Here is a 17,944-nt window from a genome sequence, read left to right as displayed (position 1 = left end):
GGATCCCTACGGCTGCTTAAGCAGGTCATCTACAACCGCCGGGCCGCCATACGTGGAAACCATACCAGCGCACTCTGTCCGGCTGCGTACCGTCTTGCGTGACGTCTTGCAGGGATCCTAGCGCGCCAAAGGTCGACCGCGGGATCTAAATGAAAGCAAATGCGAGCAGGCTAGAGCAAAGCAGCGCAAGCCCAGCGGCTGTCAGCGCCAATAGGCTGCCGGACACAATGTCATGATTGCGCATGAACCGTCCTTCATGGGGAAGCAGCACGAGGGGGCGGCTGCCTTCACGGTGAATAGCCGATCACCCGATTACTACTCAAATTCGCTGCACTATTCCTGCGCTCTGCGAGGGAAAATGCATTTTTTGAGCGCAAATGTCCCGCTGTTCGGTGGCTAACGGCGAGAACGAGCGAGTATCAAATTTTGTGAAGTGTTGGTGGCCAATAGGCTGTGTGGGTGGGATGCCCCGTAAGAGCCGCCCCTCTCCAGGGCACGGGATGTGAGCCGTTTCATAATTGCGATATATCGTTTCGAGTAATCCTGGTTGCATGCGCGTTCTCCTAGGGCTCGGACTCAATTGATCCGATAGGCAACGATGGCCGCGAGATGGACGGCAGCCAAGAAGTTCCTGGCTAGTTTGTCGTAGCGAGTTGCGACACGCCTGAAATCCTTGAGGCGGCAGAAACAGCGCTCGATGACGTTGCGCCCCTTGTAGGCGCGTTTGCTGAAGCCGTGGAGAGTGACCCTGTTGGATTTGTTTGGAATGACGGGCTTGGCACCACGATCGACGATTTCGGCTCGAAAGCCGTCGCCGTCGTACCCTTTGTCGCCAATGAGGGCAGACATGGGTGGCGCGAGTTCCAAAAGGGCTGGCGCTGCGGCAATATCAGCGTCCTGGCCTGGAGTGAGATGAAATGCGCAAGGTCTGCAGTCAGGGTCGCTCAGCGCGTGGATTTTCGTGGTCCGCTCGCCGCGCGAGCGGCCGATCGCTTGTTCATGCTCCCCCCTTTTCCGCCGCTCGCCGAGCGATGCGCTTTGATCGTGGTGGAGTCGATGGACAAAGTCACGCCGTCTTTGCCGCAGCGGACGAGCGCTTCAAAGATCGCCCGCCAATGTCCGCGCTTGGCCCAGCGATTGAAACGATTGTAGATCGTCGTGTACGGACCATAGTCGGGCGGGCAATGCGCCAGCGTGCGCCCCACTGAAGCATGTGAATGATACCGCTGATGCCGCGTCGATCGTCGTCGCGCACCGGTCCGGTCTGGTTCGTTGGCAGATGCGGCTCTATCAGAGCCCATTGCTTGTCGTTGAGCCAGAACAGTCCTTTGCGCATCGAAGTCCCCCGCGTGGAATCAACTCGCTGCGAGGGAATCAGAGTTCGCTAATGAGGTACAGACCCTAACTGGTAAAGCACCAACCCGCATATTCCGAAAAAGGCTGCTAAGAATTCTACGACGTGCAATGTCGCCGGCTCGAGGGTCCCTAGGGGGTCGTCGCATCGACAATTGTCCACTTTCATTGGAGGTATTAGTGCCGTCCTCGCTTTGTGGCGTTCGAGCGCTCCAGGCAGAGGCTCTGCGACGTCGCGGGCTAGCAGAATTGGGGTCGCTGCCGCGGATGTCTCAGAGGCGGCGGATGGCAGCGCAAAAGTCGCAGCGGATGCAGGTGCCGCTGCAGAGAGCGAAACGATGGTCGAGGCCAGGAGCAAGATGAGTTTGCTCTTGCAAGCGACATATTTTGATTCATAGCCGTAGAACATTGCTCGTGCCAGACCCGATGTACTCTCAGCGCGCCGGTTCTTCTTGCATGCTTGAGCCAGCCGCGAGATGGTAGCAAAGATCGTTCCAGCTTTGGCACGGGCACTCATCAACATGCACCCACAGCCTGATTGATGCGATGCAAGTTGGATGAGGGCCGGGTAGTTGGCGGTGAGTTTGTCTTCGCGTGCCACGCGCCGGTATGCTCGACGTTGTTGAGGAAGCGCTCGACGGAATTCCGGTTCAAATAGAGATGCGGGCGAAGATTGATTGGATCTCAGCGATTGCAGCGCGGCGGAATGTTGGCCGATGCGCCTTCTTCCGGTCCGCATCATAACCTCGGCCGTCCAGGAGCATTGCTCCTGACTTTAGGTGAGATACAAGTCTTTCGGCGAGTCATTCGCCTCACGCGAACTTGCTTGTGATCAAATCGTCGGCGTTACTTCATCATCGCTTCGACCTCTGCACGAAAAGCTTGGCGCGAGGTATCTCGTGAATAGAACATATGGCCGCCCGGATAGACTACAAGCTTGAGGCGCGGCGCCGAGGCAAACGGCGGCAACTGATCCAGCACGATCTGCGATGCGAAATAGGGGGTGACGAGGTCAAACAGGCCGTGTGCGACGAGCAATTTCATCTTCCGGTCCGTTGCCAGAATCTGGCGCAGCTGTGAAAGGGACTCTGGAGAGCCGCGACCGAAATCCCAAGCCCGCCCAACCGCGCCGTTGCGCAGCTCGTAAGACCCGTCCGGCCGCCAATTAAGCTTGCGCGTAAGCAGATCGACAGTGGCGCTGGTCAGAGGCGCCAATAGCGTATCGCTGGAGGGATCAGCGGAAAGTGGGAAATTGGAGTCCGGATACGGATTGAGGCCACGCACCGAGGCGTCATAATTGCCAATTAACTTACCGTTTTTACGCTCGAGTTCACGGCGGAACTCCGGGAGGCCGAAGCGGCCCGCCAGCCTACGACTGACCTTCTGGTCGATGCCGGTCAGCGCTGCGGCCTTGTCGGCCAGGCGCGTGGTCGCTTCATTGTCCGCCTGGCCTTTCATGAGATCGACCAGAAACTCGCCGCGTGCATAGGCTTCCACGTCGGCAAGATCAGATCGCTTTACCGGACCCTCGGCTTCGCGCAGGGTCGCGACATAGCTTGGCAGGGTTGCGACGTATCGCAGCAGGCTCGTGCTGGTAAACTGACTGTAGTCGAACAGTGGCGAGACCATAATCAGTCCCTTGATGCCTATGCCCTGCTGCATCTGCAACTGCTGGACAACCTTTGGCCCGCGAATCCCGCCATAGCTTTCACCCACGATGTATTTCGGCGACAACAGCCGGTCATGCATTTCGAGCCAGCGGCGGACCACCAGCGCGAGCGCGTTGACGTCGCCGTCAACGGAATAGAGCTGCTTGCGCGCATCATCGCCGGTTCCGACGAAGCGGCTATAGCCGGTGCCTACGGGGTCAAGAAACACGAGATCGGTGAAATCGAGCCAAGTTTCCGCGTTTGGCCGCGCCTCCGGAAAGGTCGATGGCGTGACCTCGTCCGCATTGATCGGCAACCGCCACGGTCCGGCATTACCGAGGTGAAGCCAGGCCGATGATGAGCCCGGTCCGCCATTGAAGAAGAATGTTACGGGGCGCGAGCCGCGGTCGGCTCCGTCAAGCTGATAGGCAGTATAGGCGATGTCGGCCTGGGGCTCGCCCTTGTCGTCGAATAGGCGGATGGAGCCGGCGGTCGCGACGAAAGAAAGCCTCCGCCCGGGGAGCTCAAGCGTTTGCGCGGTGCTGGAGTCCGGCGGCAGGCGATGCTGCTCGGCTGGCGATCGCATACTCGGCGTTTGCCCAGCGCCAGCCTTCTGGCCGGGCGGCGTAGTGACCTGAACAGGCGCCGAATCGGCGGCTAGAGCGCTCTCCATTCCCCCGCAGGCAAACAGGATCAGCGCAAGAGAGGTGTGGCGCAGCGCGGTCAAATGCATCGAGTTTCTCCTGTCCCGGCGCGCACCCTGTGCGCGGAACCTATCTGTCAAAGCAATTCTGATCGCTAACCCATTTGGGGGTACAACAAACCTACTAGAGCCAGTAGTCGTCATCATCACCGCGTGCGCGCACAAAGGGGGAATTCCCTCCGTGCATACAAATCTAACCGGGTGGACCCCCAACTCGCCGACGAGCATGCGGTGTTATCGATGCGTGCTTCTGCCGGCTCAAGGAAGTTTCAGCGCGTTACAACCGGCTACGACAAGCTTACGAGAAATCTCCTGGCCGTCGTTTACCTTGCCGCCATCGTCAGAGTGAGTATTGGCTGAGCCATTGGCGCAAGCGGCTCGGCGATAAGCTGGAGCTGCTGCTGGCCGAGAGCCTGCGGGTGGCGCACGAGGCCGGCACGTTACGCAGCCAGGACCTCAAGCGCGTCACGGTCGATACCACGGTGCAGCCGAAGGCCATCACCTTTCCGACCGATGCCGAGCTGCTGCATGCGGCCATCAAGGGCCTCAATCGCCTGGCGAGAAGGCACGGGTCAGGCTCCGGCAATCCTACGCTCGCGTGGCCAAGGCCGCCGCGATGATGGCTTCCCGCTACGCTCACGCCAAACAGTTAGGCGGCATTAGCGACAGTTGCGCATCCTGCGTAGCAGGCTCGGCCGGATCATTCGCGACATTCGCCGCGACATCGAGGGCCAGCCGGCACTGGAGGAGGCCTTCGCCCTTTCGCTCGGCCAGGCCGCGCAGATTCGTTCGCAGCAGCAGCGCCAACGCGGGTGGAAGCTTTATTCCTTCCATGCTCCGGTGGTGGAGTGCATCGGCAAAGCCAAGGCCGCCGCGCCTTACGAGTTCGGCGTGAAGGCCTCCGTCGTCACCAACAATCGCCGCGCTCCCGGCGGCCTGTTCGTGCTGCACGCGAGCGCAATGCCCGACAATCCGTACGATGGGCACCCCCTGCGGGACGTGCGCGCGCGCGTATCGAGCGCACCGAGACGCTCACCGGCTGTCCGATCGAGCGGGCCTATGTCGACAAGGGGTACCGCGGCCACATGCGCAAAATCCCCGTCGCGTCTTCATCTCCGGCCAGAAGCGGGGCGTCTTCGGTGTCATCAAGCGCGAGCTGCGCCGTCGCTCTGCCATCAAGCCCATCATCGGGCACATGAAGGCCGAAGGCGACCTCGGCCGCTGCTACCTCAAGGGCCGCGCCGGCGACGCCGCCAACGTCGTCCTCTCAGCCGTCGGCCACAACTTCCGCCGCATCCTCGCCTGGCTCAGAGAACTCTTGGGCCTCTTCCTGGAGTTGCTAACGGCGAACGCTCGCCTCTCCAACACAGCTCAATCCGGCTTCTTAACTCAGGAGTTGGAGCCTGTGGATCCTTGGCCGAATGAACCGCACCTTGGGCTCCGGATGCGAAGACGACCGATGCCGTACCACAAGCGGCATTCTATCGAGTCGCTTAACTAGTCTCGAGTCACCTGCGTGCCCCGCGCTCCGTTCCGGCAAAAGGATACCCTGGATAGCCGCTAAAAGCGGAACCTAACAAGGACTTGCAGAACGCAGGCGTAAGCTTGCCGCGATGGATCACGACGTCTTCGTGACCCGTTGCAGCTCGAGCGTTCTGCCAGAGGCGATTATAGCCGCGCTGTTCGTTGGATTTCACGTGGCAAGCGGCGAACTCGGCGTCATCCAATGTCGTTAACTGCCACGCATAGACCGGCCGCTTCGTATGGATGTGCACCCACATCGGATTCACCGTACCATTGCGCAGTGGCGTAGGCTGCAGCTTGATCTCGAACAGCGTTCCTGGCTCACCCTTCAACGCGCGCGGTGACTCCAAGGGAGCCAACTCCTCGGCCGCCTGCAACCGTTCGAGGTACTTCTGCGAGGGAAACGCATAGGTCTTCATGCAATCGATCTCGATCGAAGCCTTTCGCGCATTCAAAGCATGTGCCTGCCCCTGAACCTCCGACAACATTGCCTTGAGGCGGACTATTTTGTCGTGCACTTCGGGCACTTGCATAGGCGTGAGTAGGCCGCGTCGGCGAGGTTCGTCCAGCGCGGCTACACAGGCCTCAATCTCCGCAGATTGGCTCTGCAGCCGCTCGACCACGGTGTCCACGACGTGGTTAGCATCTTCGGGCTTCATGTGGCGCGCTTGCGAAATGGCTCTTTGCTCACTGCGCAGATCGAATTGCAAGAGTTCGTCCAATCGCGCGAGCAGGCGCGTCAGTGTCTCCTTCGATGGCGGAGCCTGCCATATCGCCAAGTGTTCCCTCGCGGAGGATGACATCCTCGTATGCGCCTCCTCCGGGCTCGCGAGTTTCTTCGTGCCCAGATCCGAGAGCACAATAACCTTGGTGGTTCGCGTCGTAACGGCGTCGGGCCTAGCGAGCTGCGGCTCGGGCTGCCCGGCTGCCGAACTCCCCGCACCTCCGGCCTGCCTGCGCTTGCCCTTCCCTTTCCTTCGCGCTGGACTGCCTTCGGCCGCCGGGTCGTTGCCGGCAGCGTCGGCCGGTAACGCAAGGCCAGCCTCCGTTGGCGGTGCAATGATGGCTGGTGTCTTCGGCTGCACTGCTAGCAGGCGCATGACCTCATGGGCCGTGACCCACGATCCTTCCACGATCTGATCCAACAGATCCAACGGAAGCTCGGGACTTGCTCCCTTATTCCTTAGCTCGGCAACCATGTTGGGCAGCGCCGACGCAAATTCCGATAGCCGCTCCATGACCCCTTCCAGAACGGCGCAGTGCTCTGCGTCGAGGGCTTGTCCTTTGCTGTTCAGAACAGCGTCGCCCGTTGAGAGGAATGCCGGAACAACATCGCCCATGAAGGTTCCGAGTAGACGTGCCCGACCGTTCTCACCCAAGAGGATTTGCCTGACGGCCGGGTCGAGCGTGCTCGCGTGCGACTCAATCATGACCCGCGCGAGAAGGACTTGCGATTGCAGATGCACGCACCTCGTATTCAGCGCCCAGCCGGTATGCAGCCGTAGTGTCGCCTGTTCGGCCTGTCGCATTTCGGCCGTTGCACTTGGCAAGCTGGCAGTGGCTGCGCAGACGGACTGCATCCGTTCAGAGCGCAATGCCTTCTTTTCCCACCACTCCGTGCAGGCCAGATAGTGTTTCGCCACACCGGAAGCCGCTCGAATCAGCTGGTCGGGCGGAGCATTGGATTGGCGCATCCGCTCGAGTATCTTTCCCGCATTCTCCCTACTCTTCTCCAAGGCGTAGATGGTCGGTGCGGCCAGCGCGTTGCATTCGTTCCCCGCATCCAGAGTCCGGTCACGAATTCGGCAAGCCTGCTCTTCGGACAGAATGCTGCGCGCCACATCTGGAGACAGGCTCGCGTAATAGTCCAGAACTGCTGCGCCAGCTTTGACAACCTGATCGATCAGCTCTTGCGCCTCAGACGAGCTCTGAGCGCCCATGGCAGCACTGTGGCAAGCATCAAGTTCCTCAAGCAGGCCGTCCATATTTTGTTTCGCTGCGTTGATCCCCTCACCGCTTGAAGAAATGGGGACTGCCACACCCGAACCTGAGGGCAGGCTCGCGAGCGTCGCCATGCTATCTTCAGAGCGCATCCGCTGCACGACGGAGTTGAAAACTCGGTCGCCTTCCGCAGGGACACACTTTGGTTCCGAATGCGCACTGCTCGATACCGACGCGGTGTCGGCTCCCGCAGCCCAAACGTGCGGTTCGCCAGGTCGGCCAATGCCCGTCATGTTCCATCTCCCATACGGTCAACAATGCGCAGCGTCCCTGGATAGGCCACCTGGCTGACGGTTGGCTGACGAAGGATGCTCTCCGAATGCACCACCCCGCCGTCCGAGTTCCAATTTCATGGAAGCTGTTGTGGTGCTAAGGCAGCAATAGGGGATGACCCATAAGGTGCGGGATAGTCGATTGTAGCGCCTGTCCGCATTCCGTTGCCTCGCCGCACGTCGATGCCAGCGGCGACCCTACTCATCTGGAACATGAAAATATGCGCCTTTGGGGCTTGCACAGTTCGATCCCACCGCCGTCAACGCATTGTCCAAAATTTGGAAGCCGCGGCGTCGCGGCACGCGGCTCAAATAGATGTTAAGCGTCAATCATCAAAAGGGCCGCCAGGCTGACGGACCGCGGCGCTTGTCTTGCCGCTTTGGGACCAACCCAGGCAAGCGCGCGCACCACGGCACCTGCTCGACCGCTTGCGAGGGATAACTGCCAACGGGGCGCATGCTTGAGCTCCACCATCTGCTTGCCGATGTAAAGCTCACGAGAAGGACCGGACGTTAGATATAACCTAGCACCCCAACGGAGCAATCGCGGTTGCTGCCCCAGAGCAGATAACAGCAGATCTCAGCGATCCCGAGGTCCTCGCTTAACGAGTGACGCACATTTGCCCTTTATGAAGTCCAACATCAGCGGAACAGGCAGCCGCAATGCGGCCGGCACCCGCCAGAGGGATGAAGTTCAGAACTGTCGAAGAGCTCAAGCTAAATGATCTCGAAGTATCTCCGACGTTCAAAGTCGGTGACCCGATGTTGAACGGCTTCCCACTCCCAACGGCGCGAGCAAGAAAACGCTTCAACAAACCTTTCTCCGAAGACATCACTTGCCGCTGCAGACTCTGCAAACCGAGAAGTTGCCTCTGACAGGCTTTGAGGCAGCCTGGCGGACGGACGACACATTTCCGCGCTTGCATCACCGACGATCGAAGCCGGTAGTGCCGGACCTGTCTCAACACCCAATATTCCCGAACCAATAGCACATGCGAGCGCGAGATATGGGTTCAGGTCTGCGCCAGGCAGCCTATACTCCAGGCGATGGGCAGATGGCTCTCCCGGAATGGCGCGAACCGCGCAGGAGCGGTTGTCAACTCCCCAGCTTGGACAGATTGGTGCCCAGCAGCCAGGTACCAATCTCTTGTAGCTGTTGAAGTTCGGCGCAGCGAGCACACAGAACTCATTCATGTATTCTAGTTGTCCGGCGATGAATTGCCTCATAAGCTTCGAGACGTTGCCGAACGCATCACTGTCGTAAAACGCATTCTGACTATCCGAGGACATCGAGATGTGAATATGCCCGGACTGGCCGGGCCATTCCTCGGAAACCTTGGCCATAAATGTAGCCATCATGCCTCGCCTTTGCGCCCAGGCCTTTATCATCGACTTGAATATGGTTGCTCGATCGGCAGCTTCCAGCGCATCACAATGACGAAGTGAAGCTTCGACCACGCCAGGTCCGGTTTCAAAGTGCAGTCCGCTGAGAGGTATTCTAGCCTTCTCACAAAGCGCCAGGATCTCATCGAACAGTTCATGTTGCGCGACAGAGCGCGCAATCGAGTAGCCGAACGGGCCGCGAGTTAGAGGAGCCCATTCGCCGAACGGCTTTTCTTCAATCGTGTCTGCGTTCTCCTTAAACAGCATGAATTCAAACTCGAATCCGGCAGTGCAGTCGTGTCCGTGTTCAGCAGCCCTTCGCAGGACCTTACGCAGAATACCGCGCGGGCAGATGTTCTCATGTGCGCCCGTGAACTCCGCGAGGTAGAGATATTGATCGCCAAGATGAGACACCGAACGGCCGGTGCCTGACAGAATACGCAGGTCAGCATCTCCGAACGCTGATAGCGGCTTTTGCGTGAAACTGGCCGGAATGACCCGGTCCGTACAATCCCACGCCAGCACCGCTTCAGAGAACTTGATAACTTTATCTCCATCCGAGAGATCTTCACCCAAGACGTGTTTGCCTCGCAGAACGCCATCGAAGTCGCTTACGCCGACCATCGCCGCGCGGGCTGGATTCGCTCCGGTCAACCTGGGATCAGTTGGCATTAGTCGCGATCCTGCATCACTAAATCGAACACCTGGTCCATCCGCATTGCTCGCAACTTGCGATAGTCATTCTCAAGCTGAGTCAAGTCGCTATTCACGAGATAAACGATGCCTGGTGTTGACGCCAAGTCGATCGTGGGAACTAGCTCTTCACCAATCGGAACGAATGCAATGGCATCCGCAAAGCTCGGGAGCTTGCGGATTGCTTCGAGTCCCGGGTAACCGGCAACGACACCGCCCATATCTGAGATCAGCGAGACACAAAGTGCGTGAGCCTGCCGCTTGTAGGGCCCGCGCAGCCTCATATATTCACCAAAACCCTTGGGATCTGCGTAGCGCCAGGCCGTCAGGGACATATGGTTGTGCCCCAACGCCATCGTTCGTGCTTTTGCCGACATGGTCCCTTGAAGCCTCGCTCCGAGGTCCACCAGGACCGGTCCCCGATCATCGACGATGATCTCAGCATGAGCCGGTCCGTCGACGATCTGTAGTGCCTGCAACGCACGCACCAAGTAGTCGGACAGTTCCTGAACGATTGGTTCGCTGCCCTCCAACAATCTCTCAAGTGAGCAGACCGATGACGCCCTCTCAATAGGAACCGTGTCATAGGTCCAGGCCTCCGTAACGAAGGCTTCCCCGTCGATCGAGACGGCATTTACGGTGTATTGCTGGCCGTTTATTTTTTCTTGCCCAAGGGCAAAACGATTCAACGCTCCGACACGGTTTGTCTTCCCGACAATTGCGCTTAGAGCCCGCTGAATATCAGCATCTGTCGAGCAAAAGAACACATCCTCGGTACCCGTACTGTTCAGAGGCTTGATCACGATCTGATCGAACTTCGCTTCGCGCTTCCAGCTCGCGATCTCTACAGGACTGTCGGACACGACTTGTCTGATCGATCGCACGCCTGCAAAGGTCAGCGCACAAGACAATCGCGCTTTGTCACGCCGAGCAGCGGATAGCGCGGTCCCATTTGATGGTAAACCCAGCCGCTCCGACAAAGAATCGGCGAGTTCAACTCCGGTCTCGCAGCCCGCGATAACGAACTGCAATTCCCGGCCATGGAGAGCCTTGAGATGATATTCAACGATGTCGTCATACCCCATGCGCTCGCTGGGGCGAATGACTTCACCATACAGGTCGGCATTGAAATGCGATTGGAATATGGGCGGAATCTGTGCAGCCGACATCACATGCACCGTTCCAATTCCATAGCGCTTGAACTCTTCCGGTAGGAATCTGCCGGTAGAGTATGCGTCTACGATTACACAATTCCGTTCTTTCATGCGGATCTCCGATACTGCAAGTAGATGTTGCCGAGAGCAACAGCGGTAATGAGAACATTTCCAATGAACGTATGTGACGAAGGCACGATGCGAGAATCGAAGTACTGGAACAGGAAGGTGATGATAGGGGCGGTGGACAGGACCATGTTGACTGTGAAGGGCTCTACGCGGCGAATGCCCTGCTGGATCAAGAGCAAAGGAACAAGGATCGTCGACAGCCCAATTGTCGCGATCGCAAACCAATGCTGCGAGATCTCAGGCACGAAAGATGAATGGTCGACCAGTCCTAGCAGCAAGAGAATCGTTCCATAAAAGCGATGCGCCAGGACTTGTCGGCCAGAAAACCCACGGTCGAACAGCAGTTTGACAAGTATATTTGTAAGGGCCAGCGATAGGCCGGCCACGATGGCCAAGACGATGCCAAAGGACGATCGAGCCCCCCACTCCACGCCTGCGTGGCCGCTGGCCGAGATCCAAATCATGTAACTCCCGATCGTGGCGATCGTAACGCTCACGACAATATCGGATGTTGGAGGGGCACTCTGGCGCCTGATCAGTGCGTTTAACCACACTGTTGCGGTGGGCCCCAGCGCCACCATGAAGGCGACGACGATCGCAGGTTCAGCATATTTCAGTCCGATAAATAGGCCGATCCAGCTGATTGCTGTCACGACATTGAGCGCGACGAAGACCAGGAGCGACCATTTCGCCACCGTTGCCTCGCCTCGCTCGTGGCCAGCCAGGAGATTGAACATCAGACAAACAACAGCGAAGGACAGCAGGAGCGCGACGAACACATCCGCTTGCTGAAAATACGATGCCGCATAAACCTCGCCTGCCGCGCTCACGACGACGTAAAGCGCCACAAAGAAAACTCCCAGAGTGAAGCGATTCGTCGATCGCCCAGTCTTCCTGTGCCCTCGAGGGGGCACACGGCCCTCGCAGGACCGGACGCGTGCATCGGCTCCGAGTGACTGTCCTTTCGCCGTGCACGGACCACGTTTGGTTTGAAATGTCACAACCCACCTCTAGTTCTTCTTAGTTCGGTAGTACCCAACACACGCCTCTCCAAATGCCTTGAACAGTTGCTTGCTGAGGAGATCGGTTGAGACGTGCCATTCGGGGTGCCATTGCACACCGATTTGCAGGGTCGGGGCGCCAATGACCGAAGCCGCCTCGACCAAGCCGTCAGGCGCCCACGCCTCCCGCCTCAGCGCCGGGGCAAGCGCCTCGATGCCTTGATTGTGCAGCGAGTTGACTTGCGCTTCGATCGTCCTTGCGATTGGAAAGAGCGCGCCATCGGAACATATCCTGACGTTGTGCGCGGCGTCGTACTGACGGTCTCTTGGACGATCTGGCTTCTCGGCATGCATCGCGCCACTTTGCGGCCTCCACTCCGCAAGCGATGAGTGGAGCGAGCCGCCGAAATAGACGTTGAGTTCCTGAAGCCCACGGCAGACGCCCAGAATAGGCATTCCGAGCGCGATGGCGCTCTCTATGGTTAGGGCAGAGAGCCTGTCCCGCGGACGGTCAAGGATCCCGACCTGAACGTCCTGCCGATCAGCCTCCGTCAAGGACGCAGGCGCTCTCAGGACGGCGGGGTCGATGTTCGATTCATCACCTGTCAACACCAAGCCGTCGAGCCGGCGCATGATCGCGGGGGCTACCTCCTCCCTCGCATCTTCGGCGTCGACCGTCGACAATATGACGCAAGCCACTCCCGCATAACGATGGAGTGCCTGTAAGTACTTGCGCCGCAACCAGTCGCGATGCACACCATCGACAAGAAGACGGTTCGAAGTGACGCCGACCACGGCTCGGGTGCTCTCTGGCCGTAGCAACGTCACGTAACCTGCCCTCGGGTGCGAACCTCGGCAACGGACTGCTCATACAAGCGTCGATTTCGCTCTTTTAACTGAGCTATGACGCTACGTTGACCTTGAGGTCCCTTGACAAAGAGCCCGCCCCAGGTCGCCGCGACCTTCGCGTAATTCGGATCCTGCATTCGGATTTTCTGAGCTCTGCGCAACAGCCAAAACGGGATACCCGGCGAAAGGTGATGCTCAAGGTGGTACTCATCCAGATTCTGTCCGAGGATGGCCCGCTCGAGGAAATTTCCTTTCCGATTCCTGGTGAGATAGACGTTCTGCGTCTCGGTTTCGCACATAGGTGAGTGCTCGGCTAGCTCGATAAACCAGCCGAGGACCTGGAACGTGGTGAGATAGGGCACGATCCAAAACAGGACGACGATATGGAGCAGCCCAACAGTATATGACCCGGCCAGGATGCTGATCCAGAAGAGATAGAAGCCATACTTGTCGACAAGTATGCCTGAGCGACTCTGATCCTCGGCCTCTGTGATCGAAAATCGATTGGTCCAAAGATACTTTAGATACGCTACTGTCGCGCCGCCGAAGATCGGCTTCCAGATCATGTTGAAAGCGTACCGCTCCGGAGGCAGCACGTCGTAGACGCCGCTAGCCAGGAAGAACTTCAGGTCGGGATCCTTGTCCGGGTCTCCGAGATAGGGATGATGCAAATAGACGTGCGAGATCCGGTATGCCCAGTGGCGCTGGAACAGGGGATAGGAAGCGAACAGAATGCCCAAGACATAGTTCCAGGTCGTGTTCTTCGCGAGCGTGCGGTGAGCCGCATCATGAGCGATGGTTGTCAATCCGCGCTGATAGGCACCAATTAGAAGGACGGCCAGCGGGTAGAGCCACCATGAGACGGACACAGTCGCGAGCGTGCACGCTGTGATGACAGCGTAATCTTTTGCAATATAGGCGGCTCCCGTTATGTTGTCGGGTCTCAGCTCGGAGAGCTGCCTATTGATTTCTCGGCTGAATTGAACGGCCTCATAGCGTGATGACCTCAATTTCCAAGCGTCTGCCTGATTCATGAGAACCTCCTCCTGATCGCCTTGCAGGTTGTCAGATTGCGGAAAGCGCCTTGTCCAGATCGCGCAGGATGTCGTTGACATCTTCGATGCCGACGCAAAGCCGGATCGAGCCGCCAAATATACCGGCGGCTTCGCGCTTTTCCCGCGGGACCGTGGTGTGGGTCGTCGAGACAGGATGGGTCACGAGCGTGCGGGCATCGCCTACATTCGAAACGTGATACATCAAGTCGACGTTCTGGATGAACTTGCGCCCGGCATGTTCGTCCTCCACTTCGAACATGACCATCGCGCCGTGTCCGTATGCAGAATTGAGTGTCTGTTCGACGGTTTCGCGATCGGCGCCTTCAAAGAGCCCCGGGTAGAAGACACGGCGCACTTTAGGATGCTCCTTGAGAACGTCGGCCACGATCCTGGCATTCGCGCAGTGCTGCTTCATGCGAAGTGGCAGCGTTTCAAGCCCTTGGATCAGCTGAAAGCTCGCAAACGGGGCGATAGCCGCGCCGGTATCGCGCAACCAGGTCATGCGAGCCTTGAGAAGAAATTCGCTCTTTCCAAGATCGTCGACATCGCGCACCGCGTTATGCCAAACAATTCCGCCATGCGCATCGTCGGGACGGTTGAACAAGGGAAAGCGAGAGGCTCCCCGATAGCTAAACTCGCCGTTGTCAACGATCAGTCCACCGAGCGTCGTGCCGTGGCCGCATATATATTTCGTTGCGGAGTACGTCGTAACAGCAGCGCCGAGATCTGACGGCCGGCATACCAGTGGCGTCGTCGTATTGTCCACGACCAAAGGCACGCCGTACTTTCGGCCGATGTCGGCCAGCTGTTTGACGGGGAGCGGAATCAGGCAAGGATTCGAAATCACCTCTCCGAACAGGCATATCGTGCGATCATCAATGGCACGTTCGAACGTCTCAGGCCTTCGAGGATCGGCCGTCCTCACGCTGATCCCAAGACGCTTTAATGTGTTGTGGAGCAGGTTCCAGGTATTGCCATATAGATACGGAGAGGCGACGACATTGTCCCCCACTTCGCCACTTGACAGGTTGACGATAGCAAGGAACGTCGCTGCTTGACCTGACGCAACGGCGAGCGAGTCGCGTCCCATATCCACGGCGGCGTAGCGCCTTTCCAGCGCGCGCGTCGTTGGATTGATGATCCTTGTGTAGGTGAACCCATCGGCCTTAACGTTGTAGACGTCGGCAATGTGGTTTAGATCGCCATCGAGTTCATAAGCTGTATTCTGGTAAATCGGCACTGCGACGGCTTTTGTCGCTACGTCACGTCGATAGCCCGCATGCAGAACAGCAGTCTCGGCCGAAAACGGCCGCTGCGGGTCCCCAGCCGCTCGCGCTGCCGGCATCGTTACGCGAGCCCCGCATGTCTCTTGGACCGACATCGGCACCGCTGACCGAGCCTGACCGGACCGGAAATATGTACGAAAAGCGCAGCCCAACTGCTCGATCCAGCTGGTTTGGATTTCCCCAATGCAACCGACGCGGAAACTCCGCGTCGGAAGATGCAGCTTCGAGTAGACGTAAAGGTTATGGGCCGCCAAGTGGCGATACAGCCCATCGAATCCTGCCTGGTCCACCATTCCGGATGGCGCACTGAACGCGACGCAGACCGGCGATTGCAACTCCGTGGACAGCAGCGGAGACACCAGTCCTTCGAGTTCTTTGACGAGATCGTCCCTGACCTTCTCATACCTGCAGCGCCTGACATCAATGCCCTCCTCGTGCAGAATCTCCAGGGCCTTTGTCGTTGCCTGAACGATGTGGGTGGGAGGGGTCGATCGCCACTCACCGGTGCGCTCGAGTGAGAGCCATTGATCTCTCACGTCGAGCACAAACGACCTCGGTTCTTGAACCGCATTCTCCAGCAGCTCGCGAGACGCGATGACAAACGCTACTCCCGGCGGCCCTTCTATGCACTTGTTGCTCGAGGTGACCAGGACGTCAGCTCCACGCTGGCTCAGATCGATATTAAGGGCGCCAAAAGAACTCATCCCATCGACGATGGTCTTTACGCCACGTCGCCTCGCCTCCTCCACGATCGCGTCCAGCGGATTGACGATTCCGGTTGTCGTCTCACAATGCACGAAACATAGGTGCGTAACGCCAGGATTTCGGCTCAGATGCTCGCCAATTTCTTGAGGATCCAAAGGATCGGTCGCTCGCTTGACAAGCTTCAGTGCTTCGACGCCCCACAGCCGCAAAATTCGTAGAATGCGCTCGCCATAGATGCCGTTTATGCAAACGAGCGGCCTGTCGGCTCGGGACACAAATGAAGAGAGAGCGGCTTCCATTGCAAAAGAGCCGCCTCCCTGAATAGGCACCACCGAATAGTCTTCAGCATTTCCCAGCAAGCTGAGCATCAGCCGCCTCATGCAGGCGGTCACTTCCTTGAACTCGCAATCGCGCGATGCGAGATCAAGCTGCATCTGGCTCCTGACTGCCAGCGATAACGACAATGGACCAGGCGTCAGCAAAGAGCGCTGTCTTGTCAAATCATTCCTCCTCGAGTTGTAGTTGTGAATGGATCTGGAGAACGCCGAGCCACCAGGGAGCCCCTGTGGCGAGCGTCGACTTCCTCGGGTCAACAGCTTCGGGGCAAGCGCCATAAATCGCGGGCGCGTTTCAGGTCGGCGCCCGAAACACCTGCCGGATGGCACCCTCCATATCTCATCGCAGATACGGAGCGATCCCTCATAAAGCTCATCACCGATGCCATTCACACCTCCTAGAAATTGGCTTTGGGAGCGCGCCTTCGAACGCAAGTCGCGCCGACGCGCGCTCTTATCCCAACTATCACACAGGCGCAGACTTGAGCGCCGTCGGCTTCTTGCGTCGCGAAGCAGCAGGTCAGGCGACCGACTTACGCGGTGAACCTTCTATTCAGGCAAACTTCACGTTAGGAAAACGATGCAGTCGGACGTCATCGCGCCCGGATGCAAATCAAGCCAAGGCACACTTGATGATCGTCGCCGGGGCTTGAGACTTGATGCATTCGCATTCCGTCGCTCGTTGGATGGTTTGGGACGCCGATGACTGTCGTTGTCCATTTCGAGATCGTACAACTTGACGTTAGGGGCGTTTCAACCCTCTCGCGGGATTTTCTCGCGTGAATTTTTCCTGACGCACTCCCATCTGGCGGCGACAAGCCGACGGGTGCAGCAAAGTGCGGAGATTCACAGCGAGGCAGAATAGTTTGAGAGTTCGACATCAGGATCGTCGGCATTCCGCCTGCAAGCGCGATACCTGCAGGTAAGTGATGGCCCAATCTGCCCGTTCACGTACGATCCTCGCCATACCCCCAGCTGGTGTACGTGCTCTCCGCCGTGTCGGCGAGATCCCCCTGGATGGTGGTGCCTGGAAAGTGTACGCCCTCGTCGCAGATGACTGCCGGTATCACGTCGTTGCACTTGAATGGAGCGGCCCTGGCAGGCTGTGGCCGAGCCCGGCTTGAAGACAATTGGGCGACCTTGGATCGCTGGCCCTTTAGCGACGATCAGTTCGACACCTTTCGGGGAGTCGCCGTGAAGCAGAACATGTCATCCTGCTCTGGTAGGACTACATCGAGCCGACTCCAGATGAGTGGCATGTGTTCTCTCTGCGAGCAATCGCTAGGCTAGTAGCATCTCTCGGTTCTTCGCGGCGAGAACGTCTTACGGATCAATCATCGGCTTTGTGAGCGTGCTGTAGTCGACGGTTGGTCCAACGCGTGAGGCCCAGGGTGAGCCGGAGTTCCATTGCGCCGCGGCACTCAATGAGCGCCAGTACCTCGGCCGTGAGGCGCTGTGGTTGGACGGATCGCACCTCCGACCCTTCTGCTCGCGTGCCTCTGCAGCGCCTGCTCGTTGATGGCGAGCTCGCATTAGACGCGGTCTCCCGCGCGGTCGAATAGCTTGACGGTTGACCAGAGCGGATCATCAAGGCACGCCCTTGTCGCTTGCCATGGATGAACTCGCTTGCCTTTTCGGCCGCGCCCATCGCCGGCTTCATGGCGATCAGCGGGGGGCAGGCGGAACGGAGCAGAACCCGAAGCATGGCGGAAGCCCGTAGCGCAGCGCAGGATTGGCTAGTGTTCGCGGCTGCTTTGTCTCGCGATCCGAACGCGCGGGACGTACGCGGGCCGGATCGGTCGACGAGCGGCGGGCCAAAAGGAATCAAGCTTCCCGAATGCTGGCACAGTCG

Annotated in this window: 8 protein-coding genes and 2 pseudogenes; 1 reads left to right on the top strand and 9 read right to left on the bottom strand. The window is 58.5% G+C overall.

Annotated features, from left to right (window positions below; translation table 11 throughout):
* Window positions 1-576: 576 nt before the first annotated feature.
* Both GGD65_RS38225 and GGD65_RS38220 read right to left on the bottom strand, forming a co-directional pair.
* A pseudogene (locus tag GGD65_RS38225) lies at window positions 577-1,336 on the bottom strand (IS5 family transposase).
* Between the two features lie 863 nt (window positions 1,337-2,199).
* Window positions 2,200-3,735: a S10 family serine carboxypeptidase-like protein gene (locus GGD65_RS38220; protein WP_183238564.1), complete on the bottom strand. Its 1,536-nt coding sequence runs from the start codon at window positions 3,733-3,735 to the stop codon at window positions 2,200-2,202.
* A 326-nt stretch (window positions 3,736-4,061) separates the two neighbouring features.
* Here GGD65_RS38220 and GGD65_RS38215 point away from each other — a divergent pair.
* A pseudogene (locus GGD65_RS38215) lies at window positions 4,062-5,093 on the top strand (IS5 family transposase); the annotation flags it as partial.
* Between the two features lie 120 nt (window positions 5,094-5,213).
* Here the strand turns inward: GGD65_RS38215 and GGD65_RS38210 are convergent.
* From GGD65_RS38210 to GGD65_RS38180, 7 genes are all read right to left on the bottom strand, one after another.
* Window positions 5,214-7,463, bottom strand: a complete 2,250-nt coding sequence (locus GGD65_RS38210; protein ID WP_183238563.1) for a hypothetical protein — start codon at window positions 7,461-7,463, stop codon at window positions 5,214-5,216.
* 756 nt (window positions 7,464-8,219) lie between these two features.
* Window positions 8,220-9,557 carry a glutamine synthetase gene (locus GGD65_RS38205; RefSeq protein ID WP_183238562.1) on the bottom strand — a complete coding sequence of 446 codons (1,338 nt, stop codon included), beginning with the start codon at window positions 9,555-9,557 and terminating at the stop codon, window positions 8,220-8,222.
* Complete coding sequence (locus GGD65_RS38200; RefSeq protein ID WP_183238561.1) at window positions 9,557-10,843, bottom strand: ATP-grasp domain-containing protein; 1,287 nt, start codon at window positions 10,841-10,843, stop codon at window positions 9,557-9,559. Before GGD65_RS38200 ends, GGD65_RS38205 begins: the two co-directional genes overlap by 1 nt.
* A complete protein-coding gene (locus tag GGD65_RS38195; RefSeq protein ID WP_312017775.1) occupies window positions 10,840-11,709 on the bottom strand; it encodes an EamA family transporter in 870 nt (289 codons plus the stop codon). Before GGD65_RS38195 ends, GGD65_RS38200 begins: the two co-directional genes overlap by 4 nt.
* 162 nt (window positions 11,710-11,871) lie before the next feature.
* The gene (locus GGD65_RS38190; RefSeq protein WP_312017774.1) at window positions 11,872-12,657 is read right to left on the bottom strand and encodes a gamma-glutamyl-gamma-aminobutyrate hydrolase family protein; all 786 of its coding nucleotides are present in this window, start codon (window positions 12,655-12,657) and stop codon (window positions 11,872-11,874) included.
* Window positions 12,658-12,686: 29 nt separating this feature from the next.
* Window positions 12,687-13,745: a dhydrorhizobitoxine desaturase gene (gene rtxC, locus GGD65_RS38185; protein WP_183238559.1), complete on the bottom strand. Its 1,059-nt coding sequence runs from the start codon at window positions 13,743-13,745 to the stop codon at window positions 12,687-12,689.
* A 31-nt stretch (window positions 13,746-13,776) separates the two neighbouring features.
* On the bottom strand, window positions 13,777-16,191 hold the full coding sequence (locus GGD65_RS38180; RefSeq protein WP_246783562.1) for a 2-aminoethylphosphonate--pyruvate transaminase: 2,415 nt from the start codon (window positions 16,189-16,191) through the stop codon (window positions 13,777-13,779).
* Window positions 16,192-17,944: the final 1,753 nt, after the last annotated feature.

It is taken from the genome of Bradyrhizobium sp. CIR18 (assembly GCF_014198295.1).
Lineage (GTDB): Bacteria > Pseudomonadota > Alphaproteobacteria > Rhizobiales > Xanthobacteraceae > Bradyrhizobium.
Note: the sequence above shows the minus strand (reverse complement) of the source record. Positions and strands in the feature narration are given on the sequence as shown.

Bases quoted from the DNA above. Each gene is read 5' to 3' on its own strand.
- rtxC (WP_183238559.1), bottom strand. From the start codon at position 13,745: ATGAATCAGGCAGACGCTTGGAAATTGAGGTCATCACGCTATGAGGCC.
- GGD65_RS38205 (WP_183238562.1), bottom strand. From the start codon at position 9,557: ATGCCAACTGATCCCAGGTTGACCGGAGCGAATCCAGCCCGCGCGGCG.
- GGD65_RS38210 (WP_183238563.1), bottom strand. From the start codon at position 7,463: ATGACGGGCATTGGCCGACCTGGCGAACCGCACGTTTGGGCTGCGGGA.
- GGD65_RS38220 (WP_183238564.1), bottom strand. From the start codon at position 3,735: ATGCATTTGACCGCGCTGCGCCACACCTCTCTTGCGCTGATCCTGTTT.
- GGD65_RS38200 (WP_183238561.1), bottom strand. From the start codon at position 10,843: ATGAAAGAACGGAATTGTGTAATCGTAGACGCATACTCTACCGGCAGA.
- GGD65_RS38180 (WP_246783562.1), bottom strand. From the start codon at position 16,191: ATGCAGCTTGATCTCGCATCGCGCGATTGCGAGTTCAAGGAAGTGACC.